This window comes from Stenotrophomonas sp. RG-453 (assembly GCF_033843685.1).
Lineage (GTDB): Bacteria > Pseudomonadota > Gammaproteobacteria > Xanthomonadales > Xanthomonadaceae > Stenotrophomonas > Stenotrophomonas bentonitica_A.
The window spans coordinates 306,496-326,316 of record NZ_JAMYED010000005.1; the positions used below are offsets into that span (position 1 = coordinate 306,496).

Below are 19,821 nucleotides of genomic sequence, written 5' to 3' on the forward strand. Positions count from 1 at the left end.
CATGAGTGACTCAAGCGAAAGCAGCGTTATCAAGATTGTCCAGGAGCTTCTGGCTGGCGAGAAGGATTCAGGACCTATCACTCCCACGTTGATTGACGAGAAGATCAGCCTGGTGCTGATGATGAATCGAAAGTGGGCAGCCGATCTTGATCGTGACGCTGTTACGGACGAGCTCATCCGACGATTCAGTGTATGGATCGGTGATGACATCAGTCTCTCCGACGATCGTGGCCATGAACCCTGGCTCGACTCCTCCAGGAAAGAGGACTGGCGCTACTGGCAGCGGTATCGGGAGATGATCGAGAAGGACTTGTCCTGGGATATCGCTGACAACCTGGACAAATCAACTGACAAGATTCTAGGGATGCTTGAGGATCCTCTGCGTGAAGGCCAGTGGAGTCGCCGGGGGCTTGTTGTCGGGCACGTGCAGTCAGGCAAGACAGCGAGCTACACCGGCCTTGTATGCAAGGCGGCGGATGCGCAGTACAAGATAATCATCGTCCTCGCCGGCCTACATAAAAACCTGCGATCCCAGACCCAGATACGCCTAGAGGAAGGCTTCCTCGGGTATGAGACCAACTCTACGCATGATGTGCTCAAGCGCGTGGGCGTCGGCTTGATCGACAGTGACCTGTCCATCAAGCCCAATTGCACTACAACACGAGCTGACAACGGTGATTTTGGTGAGTCAGCTGGAAAGCAGTTTTCGATCAGCCCCGAACAGCGGCCTTGGCTGTTTGTCGTCAAGAAGAACAAATCGGTACTTGCCAGGCTTCTCAGGTGGATTCAGACGCACGTCGCGGACGCTCCTGTTCCAGGCGCGGAGCCCGCCTCCTCGAACACGAAAGAGCTCCCCATCGTGGCCAGAAGGGCGACCAAGTTCCCATTGCTCATCATTGATGACGAAGCTGACAATGCCTCAGTTGACACTGGTGAAGAGGTAGTCGACGAAGAAGGAAAGCCCGATGAGGAACATGATCCAACAGCGATCAACAAACTGATCCGGCGCATACTGAATTCATTCTCGCGCTCAGCGTACGTGGGCTACACCGCCACGCCTTTCGCAAACATCTTCATTCATGAACGCGGTGAGACACGCAACGAAGGTCCTGATCTCTTCCCATCCGCCTTCATCCAGAACCTGGCGGCACCGGACAATTACGTTGGCCCTACGACGATGTTTGGGCGCGCGTCCCCGGAGGGTCGCAAGGGACAGCTTCCTCTGACCCAACCGGTGGGCGACTACCAGTCAGACGACAAGACAACGGGATGGATGCCGACGGGCCACAAGATCGATCATGTTCCGGTGTGGAGCAATGAGCACGCGCTGCCACCAAGTCTAAGAGAGGCAGTCGACTCCTTTATCCTGGCATGCACTGTCAGGAAGCTCCGTGGCCAAGGAAAGAAGCATAGCTCGATGCTCGTTCACGTCACACGATTCAACAACGTCCAGAAGGTGGTAAAGGCTGACATTGACGATTACGTCAAGCATGCCCGACAGGCGATTGGGCGCGGGATCGACCACGCCGACGTTCTATCCAGTCTGCAGGAGCTGTGGAATCGTGACTTCCTTCCTGCTTCTGCCGCGGTTCGTGAGCTTGGGTTGGGTGACCTTCCCAGTGCAGATGCTACTTGGCAAGACATCGCGTCTGCGCTGCCGGGAGTACTCGATGACATCGAAGTGCGAATGATCAACGGAACTGCCAAGGATGCCTTGGATTACGAGCAGAACAAGGATCGAGGCCTCAAAGTCATCGCTATCGGTGGCGACAAGCTTGCACGCGGCCTTACGCTGGAAGGCCTCTGCACCAGCTACTTCCTGCGCGCATCAAAGATGTACGACACGCTGATGCAGATGGGTCGGTGGTTCGGATACCGTCCGGGCTACCTTGATCTCTGCCGTCTCTATACATCCCCGGACCTCATCCGCTGGTTCAAGCATATCTCTGATGCATCAGCAGAGCTGAGAGAAGAGTTCGATCTCATGGCCAATTCTGGGGCCACGCCGAGGGAGTTTGGGCTGAAGGTCCAGTCGCATCCCGAGATGATGGTTACGTCGCAGATCAAGATGCGGAGCGCGAAGACACTGCACCTTTCGTACAGTGGAGAGCTTGTTCAGACAGTCAGCTTCCCGACTGATCAACCGACTCTGAATCGAAACCTGGATGCAGGTAATCGGCTTGCCGTGCAAATGGGAAAGCCTGAGGAGAGCAACCCCATAAAGGCGGCATTCCAAGGGGGCTCCAAGGAATGGCAGGGGCATCTCTGGCGAGGTGTCGACTTCACAACCGTAGTCGACTTCCTTGACAGCTACAGCACACTGTCAGCCGCCCACCGGGTGAACAGCAACGTGCTTGCTCAGTTCATCCGCAAGATGGCGGAAACAAACGAGCTCACGGAGTGGACAGTGGCTGTTCTGGGGACTCAATCGGGTGAGCCCTATGAGCTTGCTCCAGGGATTAGTGTTGGCATGGCGCGCAGAAAGGCGGATTCGATGGAGGGGAGCCGGTACTCGATTGGCGTCCTCCTTGATCCGACCGACGAGTCAATTGACGTGAGCCAGGATCAATGGGACGCCGCGCTCGCGCTCACCGTGTCCACTTGGGAGAAGAAGGAGGAGAAGAAAAGTGCTTCGGCTCCGGACACCCCCAGTGGCGTGGCGCTGCGCCGAGTTCGAGGCAAGGGAACTTCGACCGTGACGGCGGAGCCAGAGAAGGGCCTGCTGATTCTGTATGTTCTTGATCCAGCTCGTGCGGGCGCCAAGATAGGGGCAGATTGGGAGCGCCCGAAGAACCTTGCAGGCGCCCCACCCGTCTTGGCATTTGCCGTGAGCTTCCCTGGAAGCAGCTCGGATATCAAGGTTCCCTACAAGGTGAACAACGTCGGTTGGGAGAGCGAGTATTCCGACATCCCCGAGTACGTCATCAACAGCATCGGCTGGGAGGATATGAATGCTCAGCTCCAGCAGTGACACAGAGCTGGTCGCCGCGTGGCGCGCCTTGAGCGGCCTTGCCACAGGGGATGGCTGGAAGGTTATCGAGCTTTTCAGCATCGGCAACTGCTGCGTCATGGCAGGCCGTCGTGGTGCGCGGAATGAAGAGAGCGTCTTGGTCGGCGTCAAGGGAAACGTGCCATCCCAACCATTTCAGCTGCCACGCGGCCAGGGGTTCAGCCTCATAAGCACAGAGCTTCAGGGCCACCCTGCAGGCCATTCGTGGTTTGCCCTGGTTCGACAGGAGTCGGGATCGCTTGAGCTCTTTACCAAAGTGGCGGTAGATCTGGTGAACCTGATGGAGAGCACGTCCGCTCAGGACGGCTTACGGATTCATAGTGCAATGATTTCCAGGATCCGTGCCTGGCAAGCCTTCATGAAGCGCGACAGTGATGGCGTACTTTCCACGGAGGAAGAGATTGGGCTCTTTGGAGAACTCTTGGTTCTTCAAAACCTTCTGGACGATGGAGTTTCAGAATTCGACGCTCTCGACAGCTGGGCCGGGCCTGACGACGGGCTACACGACTTCCTGCTTGGTGATGGTGCAATCGAAGTGAAGACAACCCTGGCACCAGCAGGATTTATCGCAAGGATTTCCAACCTTGATCAGTTGGATGACAGCCTGCACCAGCCCCTCTTTGTTGCGGCGGTTCGTCTGGTTCAACTGAGTGAGGGATCAACCCTTCCCGACCTAATTGACCAAGTGGCTGGACGAATCCACGATCCTGGCGCATCTGCCTTGCTGAACAGTCGGCTCGTCTCGGCTGGCTACATGGACATGACTCGAGCCGAGTACACAAGGCGCTTCCGGTCCAGTGAGCTCACATATCGAATCGTATGCGCTGACTCGCCTCGCCTCACTCGTTCCAGCGTGCCCGCAGCAATCCATGAGGCACGTTACTCGCTCGATCTGGATGCATTTCCGATTGCGGCGTCTACTTACGCTGATATTTCGACTAGTCTTGGAGTGAAGAATCAATGGAATTGACCGATTTCCTTTCGCAGATTCGCGCGGAAGTACAGGATGAAATAGAGGATCGCATGTCCGTTTCGGGGGCCGCGTATCCCTATCCGGAGCTGGTTTTCGCCGAGATTACGATGCGCCACATGGAAGAAGTGGGCATGACGTATGAGCCACAGGTCTGCCACGTTGATACGCGCGTCCATGTCGGAAACATCAGGCTAAGCGGATACTCCATCTCTGAGGACGGGGAACGCCTTGACCTGTTCGTGACGTCCTACAAGGATTCGGACAAGGTCCAGGCCGTTCCGGACTCTGAAGCAAAGCAAGCCGCGGAGTACTGCTTCCGATTTCTTTCGCAATCTGCCCAGGGAAAGATGACGAAGACGCTCGATCCATCGAACGATGCTTACGAACTCGCGGTGCATATTGAACGTGGCTATCGGGACTTCGAGGAGATCCGGATCTACGTGCTGACCGATGGCCAGGTGAAGACCAAGAACTTCAAGTCGCAGGAGGTTGGAGGCCGGACCGTACGACTTGAGGTGATGGACATCGAGAGGCTCAACCGCCACCTGTCAGAGGGAAAGCCGAGGGACGAACTGGTAGTCAATTTTACGGAAGTGGCAGGCACCCCGCTCCCGTGCGTCTACATCCGGGGCGAGGAGGACAGCTATGACTACGCGATGACCGTATTCCCGGCCGACGTCCTTCGCCATCTGTATGACAAGTACGGCGCCCGACTTCTTGAGGCAAATGTGCGGTCATTCCTGAGTGCAACCGGAAAGGTCAACAAAGGCATCCAGGCCACGCTGCGCTCAGAGCCAGAGAAATTTGTCGCCTACAACAATGGCATCGTGGTGGTCGCCGACGAGGTCAGCCTTGGGAAGACCAGCGATGGTGGACCAGGCATTGCATGGCTCAAGGGAATGCAAATCGTCAACGGTGGTCAGACGACCGCATCCATCTACTTCACCAAGAAGAAGTTTGCAGACACCGACCTGTCCAAGGTACAGGTTCCGGCGAAGGTAGTAATCCTCAAGACGGAAAACTCTGCTGCGGAAGAAGCGCTTATCAGCGACATCTCGCGGTTCGCGAACAGTCAGAACACCGTCAAACAGTCGGATCTGTCTGCAAACTCACCGTTCCACGTTGAACTAGAGAAATTGTCTGATACCGTCTACCTCCCAGATGGTGTCGGCCGCTGGTTCTATGAACGTGCCTCAGGCAGTTACAACACTAAGCTCGCACGCGAAGGCAGTACGCCCGCCAAGTACCGAGCCCTCAAGACCACAGTTATTCCTCCGGCCCGGCGCTTGGTCAAGACAGACCTCGCCAAGTTCCTGAACTGTTGGGAGGGGCGACCAGACCAAGCCAGTCTCGGCGGTCAGAAGAACTTCGCCCGATTCATGGACGACGTGAAAGAACGGGAAGAACGTGGAGAATCTGTGGTCCCGGATGCAACCGGGTTCAAGCAGATGATTGCCAAAGTCATCATATTTAAGCAAGTTCAGTCGCTCGTACGTCCTCTATTTCCTGCATTCCAAGGCAATGTTGCCATCTACCTGGTCGCATTGTTGTCCCATCAGCACGGATCAAACATCGATCTGATGCGAGTGTGGGAGCAACAGGGTCTCTCTGATGGCTTCAAGGATCAGATCCGGGTATGGGCTAAAGAGGTAAACTTGGCCCTCCACTCTTCAGCCAAGGGCAAGATGATCAGCGAGTGGGCAAAGAAGGAGGATTGCTGGATTTCGCTGCGGAAGCTAGCACTAAGCCCAATTCAGAGCTCGATTACAGAGATTAGAGCATCTCAAGTTAGTTGATTTAGATAATAGAACTAGCCTACAAGTCTCTTATGCAGAGTATGCATCGGTGCCCCATAGGAACTGATCGAGGAGCAACCAGTATGATTGAAGATGATATTGAGATCGATGAGGAAATCGACGATGACTCTGTCTCTATGTCTTATGACATAGCTTCTTACCCGTCCGACCTCACGTTGTCTGGAATTTCACAGCTATGGAAAGATGGCGACATCAAAATTCCAGACTACCAAAGAGAATTTGTGTGGACGATCAAGCAGTCGTCTCTCCTCATTGACTCTTTCCTATGCGGACTGCCGGTCCCCAATGTCTTCCTGTATGTCGACGAGAACAACCGAAGCATCGTCATAGATGGCCAGCAGAGAATATTGACAATCGTCTTCTACATAGATGGATACTTCGGCAAAGAGAATCACTTGGGGAACCGGCAAGTGTTCAGATTGTCTGGACTCGCCAAGAACAGCCCATACTTCAACAAAAAATTTGTCGACCTAACCGAGGCAGATCAACGAAAGCTAAAGCAGTCAATACTACGCGCGATAAACATAAAACAGCTCAACCCAAAAGGCGAGAGCACGAGCGCCTATCATATATTTGAGCGACTCAATACGGGAGGAACTCCATTAAAGCCTCAGGAAATACGAAATTCTGTATTCATCGGCGAGTTCTCCAAACAGCTCCGAGAGCTGAATCGAGATGGGAATTGGAGAAAACTGCTAGGAAAGAATCATGTTGACAGGCACCAGAAGGACGTCGAGCTGATTCTTAGAATATTCTCGCTCTCGAAAGGAGGCGTTGAGAACTACGAAAAGCCACTCAGAGAGTTCATGAACGTCTCCATGAAGGAACATAGAAATGGGACTAGCCAGAAGGTAAAGAATTTCTTGAAGAGCTTTCCTGCAGCAACAAAGAAGGCGGCCTCTGAGCTTGGCGAGAAACCGTTCCGCCTTAGAGGCCCCATCAATGTCGCGGCGCTAGAATCAATAATGTGCGCACTTGTCGATAACTCCTCAAAGCTAAATAAAATCGACCTAAGCACCGCGTACAAGAAGCTGGTAAAAAATCACGACTTCATGACCTTGACAAAAATCAATACTACTGATGTCAAAACTGTTCATGACAGGCTATCTCTTGTCCAGAAGACCCTCCTGGAAAAATAATGGATTACGCCCGGCACTTTCAGCATGCAGATGACATCATTGAACATCTTACGCCGTTAGTTACCGGCGCGAAGAATCCATTACTTGAGGCCAGATATACTGGATTTCTTACAGTTGCCGCCGTGACAACATACGAACTGGCAGTAAAGAGCATCTTTATTTCTTTCGCCCAGTCAAAACACAAAGTGCTAGGCGCCTTTACAGAATCTCACTTCAACAGAATAAATGGGAGAATAAAGATTGAAACAATTAGAAACGATTATGTTAGGAAATTTGGCGAAAAGTATCTTAAAAAATTCAACAATAACCTTAAAAGAACAGGAACACTCTATCTCCAAACCAATCAAAGAGAGATCACGTCCTCATATGATAACCTTATTACTTGGCGCAATGATTTCGCACATGAGGGCCGCATCCGCGCTAAGTCAACGTTCGCTGAAGCGGCGCGCGCATATAATGATGGAAAGAAGGTCATAGAGTGCCTCGCTGAAAGCATGAGACGGTAACTCGTGGTTTGCATTATTGCAGAATACACCTCAGGCCAAGCAATACACCTCAGGCCAAGCAGCGATAGACTTTTCAAGAGGTCGCTACAGCTAGCGGCAATTAAAGACGGCGACCAGGTCTAGCCGCCTTGCCTTATTACCCCCCCTGTTACCCCCGAATCAAAGGCCAAACTAGTTCAGCAAGCAAAAAACTAGCAGCATCACAGTCCCAGCAGAGCACGAATTCCACCCGCGCGCTCAACTCCCGTGGATTCGCCCAAGCCCTGAATTTCGTCCAAAGTATCCTCCTCAAGGTGGCGCAGGAGGAAGTACTGAACTGTAGCCTGACCTTTACTTGAACCGCCAAGGATCATATAGCGTCGAAGAACGATATTATCCACATCTACAAATATGGCATTTATATGCTCTGAATAAACGTCCAAATTTGGATGAATTATTTTGTATCTTGAACTGTCTGAAACGTCACAATCGTCATAAAACTCGAGCGGCCCAACGATAAAGTCATTCCGCTCTTTCTTTACCTGCATGTTACATCTCTTGCAGGCGATAGTTAGATTTACGAGAGCAACTGCTAGTGCTTGATACTTCACCCGGGGAAGAATGTGCTCTACATCCACTTCCAGCGGATGACCCTGTAGGAATGATTTTCTACAGTAACAGCACTTGTCATGCTGAATCAGGCGATGATGATTTCGAACTTTCATTCGAACAGGCAGCAGATCAGGACTGCTCCAGTTAAGCACGCCATTATTCCAAGCTAGTTCTATTAGTCGAGCCTCATCGACTGAGAACTGAAGATCGAGATAGCTCACTTGATCTCTTCCATCTTCTCAACTATCGCCGAGACAGCAGCCAATGCTCCCGATTGGCGCGAATCGACTCCGGATCTCTCTATTTCCGCAATCTGACTTGTAGCCTGAGCTGCGGTGAGATCCCCTTTCTCAACTCGGTCCATCAAACGAACTAAGGTTTTGCTCAGGTAGTGGTTCCGAGGCGTGTAAGTATGAAAGACCTCTGCCATGACCTCTTCTAGACCTGCAGCGTTCAGTTCAATTTGGCTATTGAAAACATCGGAGAGTACCAGCGTCTGGACGTTGATATTTAGCTCACTTGCAGCCATCACCAGAATGGGCGAATGACTGGCGATCACGATCTTTGCCTCAGAGTACCCTACAGATCCCATCAGGAGCTCCAGATACTCCCGTTGCCATCTCGGATGCAGGCTATTTTCTGGTTCGTCTATCAGAATAATGTCTTTTTCTTTTGACATGGCTGCAACAAAGGAAAGCATTGTTATCAGCGTGAGCTCCCCCGAGCTTGCCTTGTCTAAGCGAAGGATTCCCCGCTTTCCTTGAAGATGCAGGCGTATCCCAGTGATGACCCCCAGTTTTTTTAGGATGTGCTCCCAGCGAACGATCCCAACCAAGTTACTGTTCACTGAATGATCGAAGCGGTAGTCGTCGAAGTCCATCCACTGGATCTGGTCCCATCGCTTGCTTTGTAGCATGAGAATAAGGGCCAAGATGTTTTCGCCCTCACCCGCCATTTTTGCTTCAAAGTCAGAAAGTATGCTCGACGGTATAGCTTTCCTTTCGCTCGGCATTAACACTTCGATCCCGACCGTTGGGGCGTATCCGCAGTGGCGCAGCACTCTCGAGACAACACGGAGCTGAACGCTATCTTTTTCAACAAAGTGCGAAATGGTGCGCTTCATCACCTGCTCTGGTTGCGAGCTCTTCTGCATTGGAGATAGAAGCGCGCTTCCAAGACGCAGCCCCCGAAACTTGTCGTGACTGGTTCCAGACAACGCCAATACCGATCGCCTTGCCTTAAGCGTGTTTTGCGCGATTGTTCTTAAGAGCGAGCTTTTCCCAGATCCATTCTCTCCGGCGACGATTGTGATGTGCGCGACGGGCTTCCACCCTGCGTTCCAGAGTGCGTAGTAGTTCGTGGCAATTGCGTCCATGGCTTGCTCTTGGGCTGTTACACAAAAAAAAGGGTGACCTTACGGCCACCCCTTTGGAACAACACAGTTAACCGTTAAACCCCGACAGGATTAGCCTTCTCAGGATCAATCTTGTACTGCTTGATCGCCCTTGCCACATCCTTAGCCGTCATCTTCCCTTCCTTGGCCAGCGCCGCAATCGCGGCATGCGCGATGTAGTACCGGTCAACCTCGAAGAAGCGACGCAGGTTGGCACGCGTGTCCGAACGGCCGAAACCATCGGTACCCAGCACCGTGTACGACATCGGCACGAACGAGCGGATCTGGTCCGCGTACGCACGCACGTAGTCGGTGGCGGCAATGGCCGGGCCCTGGCGGCCTTCCAGCAGTTCGGTCACGAACGCCTTGCGCTGCTCACCTTCCGGGTGGAAGCGGTTGTAGCGCTCCACGTCGAAGCCGTCGCGGCGCAGTTCGTTGAAGCTCGGGCAGCTCCAGATGTCGGCGGTCACGCCGAAGTCCTTGTCCAGCAGCTCGGCCGCAGCAATGGCTTCGCGCAGGATGGTGCCCGACCCCAGCAGCTGCACGCGCAGCTCGCCCTTCTTCGGCTTGCCGGCGTCGGTGAGCAGGTACATGCCCTTGACGATGCCGTCGGCCGCGCCTTCCGGCATTTCCGGGTGGGTGTAGTTTTCGTTCATCAGGGTGATGTAGTAGTACTCATCAATCTGATCTTCCATCATGGCCTTGGTGCCGTGCTGCAGGATCACCGTCACTTCGAAGCCGAAGGTCGGGTCATAGCTGCGCACGTTCGGAATGCCACCGGCCACGATATGGCTGAAGCCATCTTCGTGCTGCAGGCCTTCACCGTTCAGCGTGGTGCGGCCGGCGGTGCCGCCCAGCAGGAAGCCACGGGTACGCATGTCGGCGGCCTGCCAGGCAAGGTCGCCCACGCGCTGGAAGCCGAACATGCTGTAGTAGATGTAGAACGGCAGCATCGGCACGTTGCTGACCGAGTAGCTGGTACCGGCGGCCATCCACGAGGCGATGGCGCCCGGCTCGCTGATGCCCTGCTGCAGCACCTGGCCGCTCTGGTCTTCGCGGTAGAACATGAGCTGGTCGGCATCAACCGGCTTGTACTTCTGGCCGAACGGGGCGTAGATGCCGATCTGGCGGAACAGGCCTTCCATGCCGAAGGTACGGGCTTCGTCGGCCACGATCGGCACGATGTGCGGGCCAAGTTCCTTGTCGCGCAGGGTGATGTTCAGGCTCTGCACGAAGGCCATGGTGGTGGAGTAGCTGCGCTCGCCGCTGCTCTTGAGCAGGCGCTCGTAGCTTTCCAGCTTGGGCGCCACGAAGCTCTTTTCGGCCTTGCGACGGCGCTGCGGCAGGTAACCACCCAGGGCGGCGCGGCGTTCCTGCAGGTACTTCACTTCCGGCGAATCCGGGCCCGGGTGGTAGAACGGCACCTGGCCGTCGGCCAGCTGGGCGTCGGTCACCGGGATGTTGAAGCGGTCGCGGAAGTGGCGAACGGCGTCGTCGTCCAGCTTCTTGGTCTGGTGGGTCGGGTTCAGTGCTTCACCCGCGCTGCCCATGCCGTAGCCCTTGACCGTCTTGGCCAGGATCACGGTGGGCATGCCCTTGGTGTTCACCGCTTCGTGGTACGCGGCATACACCTTGTGCGGGTCGTGGCCGCCACGGTTGAGGCGCCAGATGTCATCGTCGCTCAAGCCGGCGACCATCGCGGCGGTCTCCGGGTACTTGCCGAAGAAATGCTCGCGGGTATACGCGCCACCGAAGGCCTTGCAGTTCTGGTATTCGCCGTCGACGGTTTCCATCATCAGCTTGCGCAGGACGCCGTTGGTGTCCTTGGCCAGCAGGGCATCCCAGTAACCGCCCCACAGCAGCTTGATCACGTTCCAGCCGCCGCCACGGAAGACGCCTTCCAGTTCCTGGATGATCTTGCCGTTGCCACGCACCGGGCCGTCGAGGCGCTGCAGGTTGCAGTTGACCACGAAGATCAGGTTGTCCAGGCCTTCGCGGCCGGCCAGGGCGATGGCGCCGAGGGTTTCCGGCTCGTCGCTCTCGCCGTCGCCGATGAAGCACCACACCTTGCGGTCGGACTTCTCGATCAAGCCACGGTTTTCCAGGTAACGCAGGAACTGCGCCTGGTAGATGGCGGCCAGCGGGCCCAGGCCCATCGACACGGTGGGGGTCTGCCAGTAATCGGGCATCAGCCACGGGTGCGGGTAGCTGGAGAGGCCACCGCCGTCCACTTCCATGCGGAACTTGTCCAGCTGGGCTTCGTCGATGCGGCCTTCCAGGAAGGAACGCGCATAGATGCCCGGGGCGCTGTGGCCCTGGATGAAGAGCAGGTCGCCGGGGTGGTTGTCGCTGGGGGCGCGCCAGAAGTGGTTGAAGCCCACGTCATACAGCGTGGCGCCGGAGGCGAAGGAGGCGATGTGGCCGCCCAGGTCGCCGGGCTTGCGGTTGGCGCGCACCACGGTGGCCATCGCGTTCCAGCGGATGATGGAACGAATGCGCCATTCCAGTTCGGCGTTGCCCGGGCTCTTGGCCTCCAGGGTCGGCGCGATGGTGTTCACGTATTCGGTGGTGGGAGAGAACGGCAGGTACGCGCCCGAACGACGGGTGAGTTCAACCATGCCTTCCAACAGCTGATGCGCGCGCTCGGGGCCCTCGACATCAATAACGGCCTTCAGCGACTCGATCCATTCCTGGGTTTCCACAGGATTCGGGTCGTTGTTCAGCACCTCGTTCAACCAGTTCATTTGCGCTCCCATGACCGCACGCACGCGCGCGACTGTTTTAGATTTCTAGCCGCAAAGTGTAGCGCACCAAGGGGTTTGCTTACTTCGCTACGGTTGCGTATGGAACCATCCAGGCGTGTCCGGAAGGACAGCAGGCGACAGCGCGAGGGCCGCGCCGGAAGGTTCCACGCTGCATTTCAGCCTGCCCGGCGGCGATGACACCGGCGCGTCAGCAGGACACCGATGGACAGCGCAGGCGCTGCGGCGCAGGCGATTGGCGTGGATCGTGCGCGACGCCGGGGCGTTTGAACGCGCATCGGCGTGGATCATCGGTACCGTTGGGAGGCGGCAACCGAGTGCAGTGTTCCATCACAAGCACGCACCGTCGCACGCTGGATTCACCTGAACGCATCCCTGCCATGCGTGCGCCACGGCTGGCCGAACCGGAGTTTTCGATATATCGTTCCGCCACTGCATTCGATATATCGAAATGACCTCTCCGCGCGACCTCGACCGCCCTGCCCGCCCGCTGACCGCCCGGCCCCTCAGCCGCGGCGACCTGCGCCTGCTGGTGCTGTCCCTGCTTGCCGACCAGCCGCGCCACGGCTATGAGCTGATCCAGCTGATCAGTGACATGTTCGTGCGGGTCTACACGCCCAGCGCCGGCTCGATCTACCCGGTGCTGGCGCAGTTCGAGGCCGCCGGCTGGGTCGGCGCGGTCGAGGACGGGGGGCGCAAGCGCTACGCACTCAGCGCGCTGGGCCAGGCCGAGCTGGAAGCACAGCGCGATGAGGTCGATGCAGCGGTACACCGGGTACGCGACAGCGCGCGCACGATCACCAAGGCCAACCTGCCGCCGTCCGTGCGCGATGCACTGCGCGAGCTCAAGCACGCGCTGGGCCTGTGCCACGGCCGCTGGCAGGACGACAACGCCGCTGCCGTGGCCGAGGCGCTGCGCGAGGCCGCCGCGCGGATCCGTGCGCAGGGCCGCTGACCTCCCTTCTTCGTTTCAGACCCAGCCAGCCACCGCCCGCCAGGTCCTTCTCTCTCAACGCCGCGCTGCGGCACTGATCCAGGTATTCCCATGGCTCTGCATGAAAACCGACTGCTCCGTCATACCGTGAAGTTCCGCCCGCTGCAGGTGCTGCGCACCGAAGAGATCAGCCCGTGCATGCGCCGGGTGATCGTCGGTGGCCAGGCGCTGGACGGCTTCGATTCGCCCTCGCCGGACGACCACGTCAAGCTGTTCTTCCCCAATGCCGAGGGCCAGTTCGTGGTCCCGACGATGACCCCGGAAGGCCCGCGCTACCCGGAAGGGCAGACGCCCTCCCCCTCGCGCGATTACACCCCCCGCTGGTGGGATCTGGAGAGCAACGAGCTGGCGCTGGATTTCGTCATGCATGGCGACGGCCTGGCCTCGACCTGGGCCGCCAACGCGCAGCCGGGCGATGCGATCGCCGTCGGCGGCCCGCGTGGCTCGCACATGACCGCCGATGACTTCGACACCTATGTGCTGATCGGCGATGAGACCGCGCTGCCGGCCATCGGCCGCTGGCTGGAGACGCTGCCGGACGGCGCCAATGCCGATGTCTACATCGAGATCCCGGAATCCGGTGATCGCCAGGAGTTGCCGGAGAACGACCGCATCCGCATCTCGTGGCTGGAGCGCAACGGCTTCGACGCCGCCACCAGCACCCTGCTGGAAGACGTGCTGACCGATTTCGAGGAACCGGACGGCGACACCTTCTACTGGATCGCGGCCGAATCGCGCCGGGCCCGGATGATGCGCAAGTACATCGAGGGCCACCTGGGCGTGCCCAAGGACTGGATCCGCTCCACCGGCTACTGGAAGGCGCACGGCAGCGAGCACCACGACGACTGAGCCCGCGACGGGCACCGGCCGCGAATGCGACAATCGCGTTTTGTGCCGGTGCCTTTCATGCAAGCCTCTCCTCTTTCGGCACTGACCGATATGATCGACCGCGCCGAACGCGCCGATCCCGCGCTGGATGCCGCCCTGGCGGCGCTGGCGCCTTCCGTGGGCGAGAACATCGCCCCGCTGCGCACCGCCCTGGTGCCATTGGCCCGTGCGCAGGCGGCGCTGGTGCAGGCGAACATCGATATCGACCTGGTCGCCGATGAGCTGCGCCGTTATCAGAAGTACGCGATGCCCGGTAAGCCGAGCCTGCAGATCGTGCAGCTGCGCAAGCAGCAGGCCTCGGTGAAGCAGGCCGCGTTGCTGGCCCGCCAGGCCTATGCGCAGGCCACCCATGCCTTCCTGCGTGAGAGCGGCTTGACCGCCCCGGCACGGCGCACGCCGACCGATTTCACCACGCTGTGGCTGGGCAAGGTAATCGCGCAAGTGGCGGCGGGTTGACCCGAAACGGTAGTGCCGGCCGCTGGCCGGCTCGCCCTAAAAGAAAGCCCGCCAATTGGCGGGCTTTCTGCCTTCTCACGACGAGTGAGGAGAAACTCAGGCCGCCGGCTTTTCGCCAGTCGCCTCGGTGGTGATGCGGATGTTCACTTCATCGCTGACGTTCGGGGCGTACGCGCCGACGCCGAAATCGCTGCGCTTGATGGTGGTGGTGGCATCGAAGCCCGCTGCCGGCACCTTGGCCATCGGGTGCTCGCCGCCGCCGTTGATGGTGACATCCAGGGTCACCGGCTTGGTGATGTCCTTGATGGTCAGGTCGCCAGTGACGGTCAGCTTGTTGGTGCCGTTGGCTTCCACCTTGGTGCTCTTGAAGGTGGCGGCCGGGAACTTGGCGGCGTCGAAGAAATCGGCGCTCTTCAGGTGCTCGTCGAACTTGGCGGTGAAGCTGTTCAGGCCGGTCAGCGGCAGCTTCACTTCCACGGTGGACTTGGTCACGTCAGCGGCGTCATACACCAGGGTGCCTTCGGCGCTGCCGAAATGGGCGGTCGGGTGGGAGAAGCCGAAGTGGCTCCACTGGACCAGCACGTCGGTGTGGGTCGGGTCGAGCTTGTAGGTGCCCGAAGCGATCTGGATCGCCTCGGCGGCCGGGGCGGCAGCGGCAGCGTCCGCAGCCGGGGCGGCGGTTTCGGTGGCGGCCGGCGCGTCAGCGGCCGGAGCAGCGGCTTCGTCGGCCGGCTTGGAGCAGGCGGCGATGGCCAGGGTCAGGGCGAGCGGCAGCAGCAGTTTGCGGGTCACGGTCATGTCAGGTCTCTCTCGAATCGAAGGGAAAAGAAGCAAAGCTCACGCAGCCCATCCGCACGGACGGGCCACGATCCGGCGGTAACACTTATGCGATGCGGGCGGCTTCGTCGAAGGACAGGCGAGGCAGCCGCGGGAACAGGCCCGAGGCGTCACCGTACCCCAGGTTGACGAGGAAATTCGACTTGATCGCGGTGCCCTTGAAGAAGGCTTCGTCGACCTTGGCGTTGTCGAAGCCGGACATCGGGCCGGCATCCAGACCCAGCGCGCGGGCGGCCAGGATCAGGTAGGCGCCCTGCAGGCTGCCATTGCGGAACGCGCCTTCGGTACGGCCTTCACGCGGGCCGTCGAACCACGCCTTGGCGTCGGTGTGCGGGAACAGGAACGGCAGCTTCTCGTGGAAGTCTTCGTCGAAGGCGACGATCACCGTGACGGGGGCGGCCAGGGTCTTGTCGTGGTTGCCTTCGGACAGGGCCGGAGCGAGCTTGGCCTTGGCTTCCGGGGATTTCACGAATACGAAGCGCGCCGGGCTGCCGTTGGCGGCGGTCGGCCCCCACTTCAGCAGCTCGTACAGCGCCTGCAGCTGGCTGTCTTCCACCGGCTTATCAAGGAAGGCGTTCTGGGTGCGGGCGGTACGGAACAACTGATCGAGCGCAGCATCGTCAAGGACGTGGGACATGAAGCCTCCGGAAATAAGGGGAATCGTTCGCGCATCGGCTACCGTTGCAGGGCGACCGCGCGAACGGCGAAGGCTGGCAGTGTAGAGTGTCGCGACAGTTGCAACACCCAGCCTGACTGAAACGAATTAATGCCATACGTGAAACGATGGAGTCCGCCCTGGACGATCACTGACGGCCGTGCCGGCAATGTGCGGCAGGCGGTGGCCCTGGCCACGGCAGTGAGGCTGGGGGCGCATCGCCCGCTGGTGCTCACCCCGCGCGCGCCCTGGCGCTGGCTGGCACCGCGGTGGTTACCGGGTGCGGCCAACGGCTACGGCGAGGCCTTCGCCACGCTTGCCGCCGAGGTACCCGAGCTGGCCATTGGCTGTGGCCGCCAGGCGGCCGGTGCGCTGCGCGAACTGCGCCGCCGTGGCACCAAGGTGGTCCAGATCCTCGACCCTCGCCTCAGCCCACGCCACTGGGACCTGCTGGTGGTGCCCGAGCATGATCGCCTGCGCGGCAGCAACGTGCTCACCCTGCTCGGCAGTCTCAATCCGGTCAACGATGACTGGCTGGCTTGTGGCCGTGCGGCCTTTGCAGCGTTCAGCGCCCTGCCCGGCCCGCGCACCGCGTTGCTGGTCGGTGGGCCGACCCCGCACGCACCGTGGCACGAACCGGACATGGTGCAGGTGTTCCAGCAGCTCGCCTCACAACTACGCGCAGAGGGAGGCAGCCTGTTGGCCACCACCTCGCGACGCACGCCACCAGCCTTGGTCGGAGCGTTGCGCAGTGCGTTCGCCGATGTGCCGAATGTGATCTGGGGCGATGGCGGCGACGGCGTGAATCCCTATGCCGGGCTGCTCGGCTGGGCCAACCGTGTGGTGGTCTCGCCGGATTCGGTGAACCTGCTCTCTGAAGCGTGCGCGACGCGCATGCCGGTCGCCGTAGCCCTGGCCGACCAGGCGCAGGGGCGGCTGGCGCACTTCCAGCACGCGCTGCGCGAACGGGGCCGGTTGCAGCCGCGTTGGCTGGATTGGCAGACGCAGGGCCGCATCGAGCCGCTGCGCGAGACAACGCGCGTTGCCGATGAAGTACGTGCGCGGTTGGGGATTCAGGCCTGACGCTGTCGCACAGCGCTATGATGCGGCCGCGGCCGGTGCCGCCGGAGACTGTGTGACATGGATGTACCTTTCGCTGCCCAGATCAAACGCCTGCGCCCGCTTTTGCTGTGTGGCGCCCTGCTTGGCGCTGCGCTGACCGCGCAGGCCGAACCGCAGTGCGAGGAGCGTCATCCCACCCCGCAATCGTTGGCGGCGATGTTCGATGTGGCATTGACCGCCGGGGAAACACTCGACGCGCTGGACAGCGTGGACGTGGTGATCATCGCCCGCGGTGGCCAGGACCTCAGCAAGTACGGTCTGCGCCATAGCCACCTGGCCTTCCTGTTGCGTGAGGCCGATGGCAACTGGCGCGCGGTGCACCTGCTCAACCACTGCAAATCACCGCAGTCCGAGCTGTTCCGGGAAGGACTGAGTACCTTCATCGGCGAAAGTGGCAGCCATACCGATCTGCGCATCGGGGTGCCGACGCCGGCGGTTCGCAAGGCGTTGATCGCGATGCTCACCCCGCCTGCCATCCAGGCGCGTGCGCTGCATGAGCCACGCTACAGCGTGGTTGCCTACCCGTTCCGCGACGAGTACCAGAATTCCAATCAGTGGGTGCTTGAGGTGCTGGCCGCTGCACTGGCGCATGAGGACGACGGGACATTGCTGATCAAGCGTGCTCAGGCGCAGGCCTGGCTGAAGGAGCGCGACTATCGCCCCAGCACGTTGCATATCGGTGTGGCCAAGCGGCTGGGCGCGCGCTTCTTCGTGCCAAATGCTGCGGTGACCGATCATCCAGCCAGCGAACGTATCTCGGGCAATTACTCGGTGGTGACCGTCGAGTCCGTGTTTGATTTCCTTGCACAGCGTCACGCGCTGCAGCAGGAGCTCACCGTGGCCCACGTACCGGTGGACGGCGCCGCGGCGCCGAAACCATGAGCGCATCATCCCCTTCCCTCTCCAGGACCTGCGTCATGACGAAATCCCTTCTCTGTGCGGGCCTGCTCGCTGTGTCTGCGCTTACCGTGCTCCCTGCATCGGCCGGCAATCTCAACGGCAATCAGGCCTCGGGCGTGAGCGCGGTGATCAGCGTCTACACCGTCTCGTTCATTGCAGCCTCGCCGGTGTTGCTGGTGGCCAAGGGGTCGCAGAGCGTCCGCGAAGGTTCCAAGCGCACCAAGCCTGATACCGGCAAGGCCGTGCCGCTGCCACCGATGGCCGTGCAGCAGATTGATCGCCAGCCCGACGGGGGTTTCCACGTTGCGCTGCAGCGGCCTGACGCCCCCGATGCGACCGCGCTGATCGACTGGCCGGCACGCGCGGACAATCCGGCCGCGACGCTCAAGGTGGGCGACGTGCTGCATTTCGAGCCGACCGAGGTCGGTGCGGGTTGGACCGTCACGGCCGCTGACGGTGCGGCGCTGGCCTTCCTGCCGACGCCGGACGCGGCCGCCGGGCACTCCAGCGAGCGCTGGTAAGCGCCCGTAGCCTTCTCCCCTTTCTGTGAACGGAGTGATCAGATGAAACAGCTCTCACCGCGCGTCATCGCCCCGGCACTGGTCGTGGCACTGTTCGCCGCCAGCCTGCCGGCCCAGGCGCAGTATTCCGTCTACCGCCACCCGGTCGCCAGCAGCTTGGCCGTGACTTCGGTGGTGAGTCTGGTTGTCGTCACCGCGCCGATCTGGCTGACCTCGGCCGGGATCGGCAAGCTGCACGACGGATCGGTCCAACGCAGCCGGGCGCGCGTCGCCCGCGCGGAAAAGGCCGGCCCGCTGCCGCCGCTGACCGTGGAGCGGATCGAGCCCCAGGCCGATGGCGGCTTCCAGGTGGCGCTGAAAAACCCCGACGCACCAGACGACCTGGCACTACTGCAGTGGCCGGCCCGCAGCGACACGTCCGCGCCCGCGGTGGCAGTCGGCGATGTGCTGGCCTTCGAGCCGACGCCGGCCGGTGCCGGCTGGACCGTGACTGCGGTCGACGGCGCGGCCTTGGCCTTCCTGCCGACCACCGACGCTGCCGCCAGCAACCTGAGCGAACGCTGGTAGGCAAACCGGCCCGGGCTGGCCCTGGGGTGGCCAAGCCCGGATAATCCGCCGCTTCCCCCTATTCCTCCGGCTCGCCATGTCCGCGCGTCCTGCCATTGCCTTTGCCCCGTTGACCCCGCGCTCGCTGCTGCTGGCGGTGCTGGCCATGGGCGCGGTGGTGCTGGGCTCGAACGTGCTGGTGCAGTACCCGATCAACGATTGGCTGACCTGGGGCGCTTTCAGCTATCCGGTGGCGTTCCTGGTGAGCAACCTGATCAATCGCCGCTTCGGGCCGCAGGCCGCGCGCAAGGTGGCCTGGGCGGGCTTTGCGCTGGCGGTACTGCTGTCGATCTGGATCGCCACGCCGCGGATCGCGGTGGCCTCGTGCGTCGCCTTCATCGCCGCGCAGCTGCTGGACATCACCGTGTTCGACCGGCTGCGCCGTGGGCACTGGTGGCGCGCGCCGATGGTGGCGACCACCTGCAGCGCAACGCTGGATACGACGATTTTCTGGAGCATCGCCTTCGCCGGTTCCAGCCTGCCGTGGGTGAGCTGGGCGCTGGGCGATCTGGCGGTGAAGTTGATGATCGGCGTGTTCCTGCTGGCGCCGTTCCGCGCGCTGCTATGGAAGATGGCACCGCGCCCGGTGTGACATTGGGCGCCGATCGCCCACTACCGGTGCCAGAGCACCGCGAGGCCATGCCCGGACAA

General features: G+C 59.9%; 18 protein-coding genes. 13 read left to right on the top strand and 5 right to left on the bottom strand.

The window, feature by feature from the left end:
* The first annotated feature begins 1 nt into the window (after position 1).
* The 5 genes from NJD74_RS12070 (at position 2) to NJD74_RS12090 (ending at position 7,445) form a co-directional block, all read left to right on the top strand.
* On the top strand, positions 2–2,971 hold the full coding sequence (locus NJD74_RS12070; RefSeq protein WP_319624230.1) for a Z1 domain-containing protein: 2,970 nt from the start codon (positions 2–4) through the stop codon (positions 2,969–2,971).
* Positions 2,952–3,980 (top strand): PD-(D/E)XK motif protein, encoded by a 1,029-nt coding sequence (locus NJD74_RS12075; protein WP_319624231.1) that lies wholly within the window; start codon positions 2,952–2,954, stop codon positions 3,978–3,980. Before NJD74_RS12070 ends, NJD74_RS12075 begins: the two co-directional genes overlap by 20 nt.
* A complete protein-coding gene (locus tag NJD74_RS12080; protein ID WP_319624232.1) occupies positions 3,971–5,779 on the top strand; it encodes an AIPR family protein in 1,809 nt (602 codons plus the stop codon). Before NJD74_RS12075 ends, NJD74_RS12080 begins: the two co-directional genes overlap by 10 nt.
* An 83-nt stretch (positions 5,780–5,862) precedes the next feature.
* Positions 5,863–6,939, top strand: a complete 1,077-nt coding sequence (locus NJD74_RS12085; RefSeq protein ID WP_319624233.1) for a DUF262 domain-containing protein — start codon at positions 5,863–5,865, stop codon at positions 6,937–6,939.
* Positions 6,939–7,445, top strand: coding sequence for a HEPN domain-containing protein (locus NJD74_RS12090; protein ID WP_319624234.1), 507 nt, complete (start codon positions 6,939–6,941; stop codon positions 7,443–7,445). The genes NJD74_RS12085 and NJD74_RS12090 overlap by 1 nt, the downstream gene beginning before the upstream one ends.
* A 200-nt stretch (positions 7,446–7,645) precedes the next feature.
* Here NJD74_RS12090 and NJD74_RS12095 read toward each other — a convergent pair whose 3' ends face one another.
* The 3 genes from NJD74_RS12095 to aceE form a co-directional block, all read right to left on the bottom strand.
* Positions 7,646–8,257 (bottom strand): HNH endonuclease, encoded by a 612-nt coding sequence (locus tag NJD74_RS12095; protein ID WP_319624235.1) that lies wholly within the window; start codon positions 8,255–8,257, stop codon positions 7,646–7,648.
* Positions 8,254–9,411: an ATP-binding protein gene (locus tag NJD74_RS12100; RefSeq protein WP_319624236.1), complete on the bottom strand. Its 1,158-nt coding sequence runs from the start codon at positions 9,409–9,411 to the stop codon at positions 8,254–8,256. The genes NJD74_RS12095 and NJD74_RS12100 overlap by 4 nt, the downstream gene beginning before the upstream one ends.
* Positions 9,412–9,485: 74 nt before the next feature.
* A complete protein-coding gene (gene aceE, locus NJD74_RS12105) occupies positions 9,486–12,173 on the bottom strand; it encodes a pyruvate dehydrogenase (acetyl-transferring), homodimeric type (protein ID WP_159495571.1) in 2,688 nt (895 codons plus the stop codon).
* Positions 12,174–12,642: 469 nt separating this feature from the next.
* On the opposite strand from aceE, the gene NJD74_RS12110 reads away from it, so the two are divergent.
* The 3 genes from NJD74_RS12110 to NJD74_RS12120 all read left to right on the top strand — a co-directional run bounded on the left by NJD74_RS12110 (position 12,643) and on the right by NJD74_RS12120 (position 14,529).
* A complete protein-coding gene (locus NJD74_RS12110; protein ID WP_266085530.1) occupies positions 12,643–13,146 on the top strand; it encodes a PadR family transcriptional regulator in 504 nt (167 codons plus the stop codon).
* A 90-nt stretch (positions 13,147–13,236) separates the two neighbouring features.
* Positions 13,237–14,034 carry a siderophore-interacting protein gene (locus NJD74_RS12115; protein WP_319624237.1) on the top strand — a complete coding sequence of 266 codons (798 nt, stop codon included), beginning with the start codon at positions 13,237–13,239 and terminating at the stop codon, positions 14,032–14,034.
* A 57-nt stretch (positions 14,035–14,091) separates the two neighbouring features.
* A complete protein-coding gene (locus NJD74_RS12120) occupies positions 14,092–14,529 on the top strand; it encodes a hypothetical protein (protein WP_146027600.1) in 438 nt (145 codons plus the stop codon).
* 96 nt (positions 14,530–14,625) lie between these two features.
* Here the strand turns inward: NJD74_RS12120 and NJD74_RS12125 are convergent, their stop codons facing one another.
* Positions 14,626–15,327, bottom strand: coding sequence for a YceI family protein (locus NJD74_RS12125; RefSeq protein WP_121042323.1), 702 nt, complete (start codon positions 15,325–15,327; stop codon positions 14,626–14,628).
* A gap of 85 nt (positions 15,328–15,412) precedes the next feature.
* Entirely contained in the window at positions 15,413–16,003 is a 591-nt protein-coding gene (locus NJD74_RS12130; protein ID WP_319624238.1) for a malonic semialdehyde reductase, read from the bottom strand.
* A gap of 129 nt (positions 16,004–16,132) precedes the next feature.
* Between NJD74_RS12130 and NJD74_RS12135 the strand changes: the two genes are divergently transcribed.
* The 5 genes from NJD74_RS12135 (at position 16,133) to NJD74_RS12155 (ending at position 19,762) form a co-directional block, all read left to right on the top strand.
* Positions 16,133–17,104 carry a mitochondrial fission ELM1 family protein gene (locus NJD74_RS12135; protein ID WP_319624239.1) on the top strand — a complete coding sequence of 324 codons (972 nt, stop codon included), beginning with the start codon at positions 16,133–16,135 and terminating at the stop codon, positions 17,102–17,104.
* 57 nt (positions 17,105–17,161) lie between these two features.
* Complete coding sequence (locus NJD74_RS12140) at positions 17,162–18,025, top strand: DUF2145 domain-containing protein (protein ID WP_102788928.1); 864 nt, start codon at positions 17,162–17,164, stop codon at positions 18,023–18,025.
* Positions 18,026–18,060: 35 nt separating this feature from the next.
* A complete protein-coding gene (locus NJD74_RS12145; protein ID WP_146027599.1) occupies positions 18,061–18,564 on the top strand; it encodes a hypothetical protein in 504 nt (167 codons plus the stop codon).
* A gap of 42 nt (positions 18,565–18,606) precedes the next feature.
* Positions 18,607–19,131: a hypothetical protein gene (locus tag NJD74_RS12150; protein WP_319624240.1), complete on the top strand. Its 525-nt coding sequence runs from the start codon at positions 18,607–18,609 to the stop codon at positions 19,129–19,131.
* Positions 19,132–19,207: 76 nt separating this feature from the next.
* Positions 19,208–19,762, top strand: coding sequence for a queuosine precursor transporter (locus NJD74_RS12155; RefSeq protein WP_102788926.1), 555 nt, complete (start codon positions 19,208–19,210; stop codon positions 19,760–19,762).
* The last annotated feature ends 59 nt before the right edge of the window (positions 19,763–19,821 follow it).

What these genes read in the sequence shown, in the direction of transcription:
- NJD74_RS12070 (WP_319624230.1), top strand. Translation starts at nt 2, where the DNA reads ATGAGTGACTCAAGCGAAAGCAGCGTTATCAAGATTGTCCAGGAGCTT.
- NJD74_RS12075 (WP_319624231.1), top strand. Translation starts at nt 2,952, where the DNA reads ATGCTCAGCTCCAGCAGTGACACAGAGCTGGTCGCCGCGTGGCGCGCC.
- NJD74_RS12080 (WP_319624232.1), top strand. Translation starts at nt 3,971, where the DNA reads ATGGAATTGACCGATTTCCTTTCGCAGATTCGCGCGGAAGTACAGGAT.
- NJD74_RS12085 (WP_319624233.1), top strand. Translation starts at nt 5,863, where the DNA reads ATGATTGAAGATGATATTGAGATCGATGAGGAAATCGACGATGACTCT.
- NJD74_RS12090 (WP_319624234.1), top strand. Translation starts at nt 6,939, where the DNA reads ATGGATTACGCCCGGCACTTTCAGCATGCAGATGACATCATTGAACAT.
- NJD74_RS12100 (WP_319624236.1), bottom strand. Translation starts at nt 9,411, where the DNA reads ATGGACGCAATTGCCACGAACTACTACGCACTCTGGAACGCAGGGTGG.
- aceE (WP_159495571.1), bottom strand. Translation starts at nt 12,173, where the DNA reads ATGAACTGGTTGAACGAGGTGCTGAACAACGACCCGAATCCTGTGGAA.
- NJD74_RS12110 (WP_266085530.1), top strand. Translation starts at nt 12,643, where the DNA reads ATGACCTCTCCGCGCGACCTCGACCGCCCTGCCCGCCCGCTGACCGCC.
- NJD74_RS12115 (WP_319624237.1), top strand. Translation starts at nt 13,237, where the DNA reads ATGGCTCTGCATGAAAACCGACTGCTCCGTCATACCGTGAAGTTCCGC.
- NJD74_RS12120 (WP_146027600.1), top strand. Translation starts at nt 14,092, where the DNA reads ATGCAAGCCTCTCCTCTTTCGGCACTGACCGATATGATCGACCGCGCC.
- NJD74_RS12125 (WP_121042323.1), bottom strand. Translation starts at nt 15,327, where the DNA reads ATGACCGTGACCCGCAAACTGCTGCTGCCGCTCGCCCTGACCCTGGCC.
- NJD74_RS12130 (WP_319624238.1), bottom strand. Translation starts at nt 16,003, where the DNA reads ATGTCCCACGTCCTTGACGATGCTGCGCTCGATCAGTTGTTCCGTACC.
- NJD74_RS12135 (WP_319624239.1), top strand. Translation starts at nt 16,133, where the DNA reads ATGCCATACGTGAAACGATGGAGTCCGCCCTGGACGATCACTGACGGC.
- NJD74_RS12140 (WP_102788928.1), top strand. Translation starts at nt 17,162, where the DNA reads ATGGATGTACCTTTCGCTGCCCAGATCAAACGCCTGCGCCCGCTTTTG.
- NJD74_RS12145 (WP_146027599.1), top strand. Translation starts at nt 18,061, where the DNA reads ATGACGAAATCCCTTCTCTGTGCGGGCCTGCTCGCTGTGTCTGCGCTT.
- NJD74_RS12150 (WP_319624240.1), top strand. Translation starts at nt 18,607, where the DNA reads ATGAAACAGCTCTCACCGCGCGTCATCGCCCCGGCACTGGTCGTGGCA.
- NJD74_RS12155 (WP_102788926.1), top strand. Translation starts at nt 19,208, where the DNA reads ATGTCCGCGCGTCCTGCCATTGCCTTTGCCCCGTTGACCCCGCGCTCG.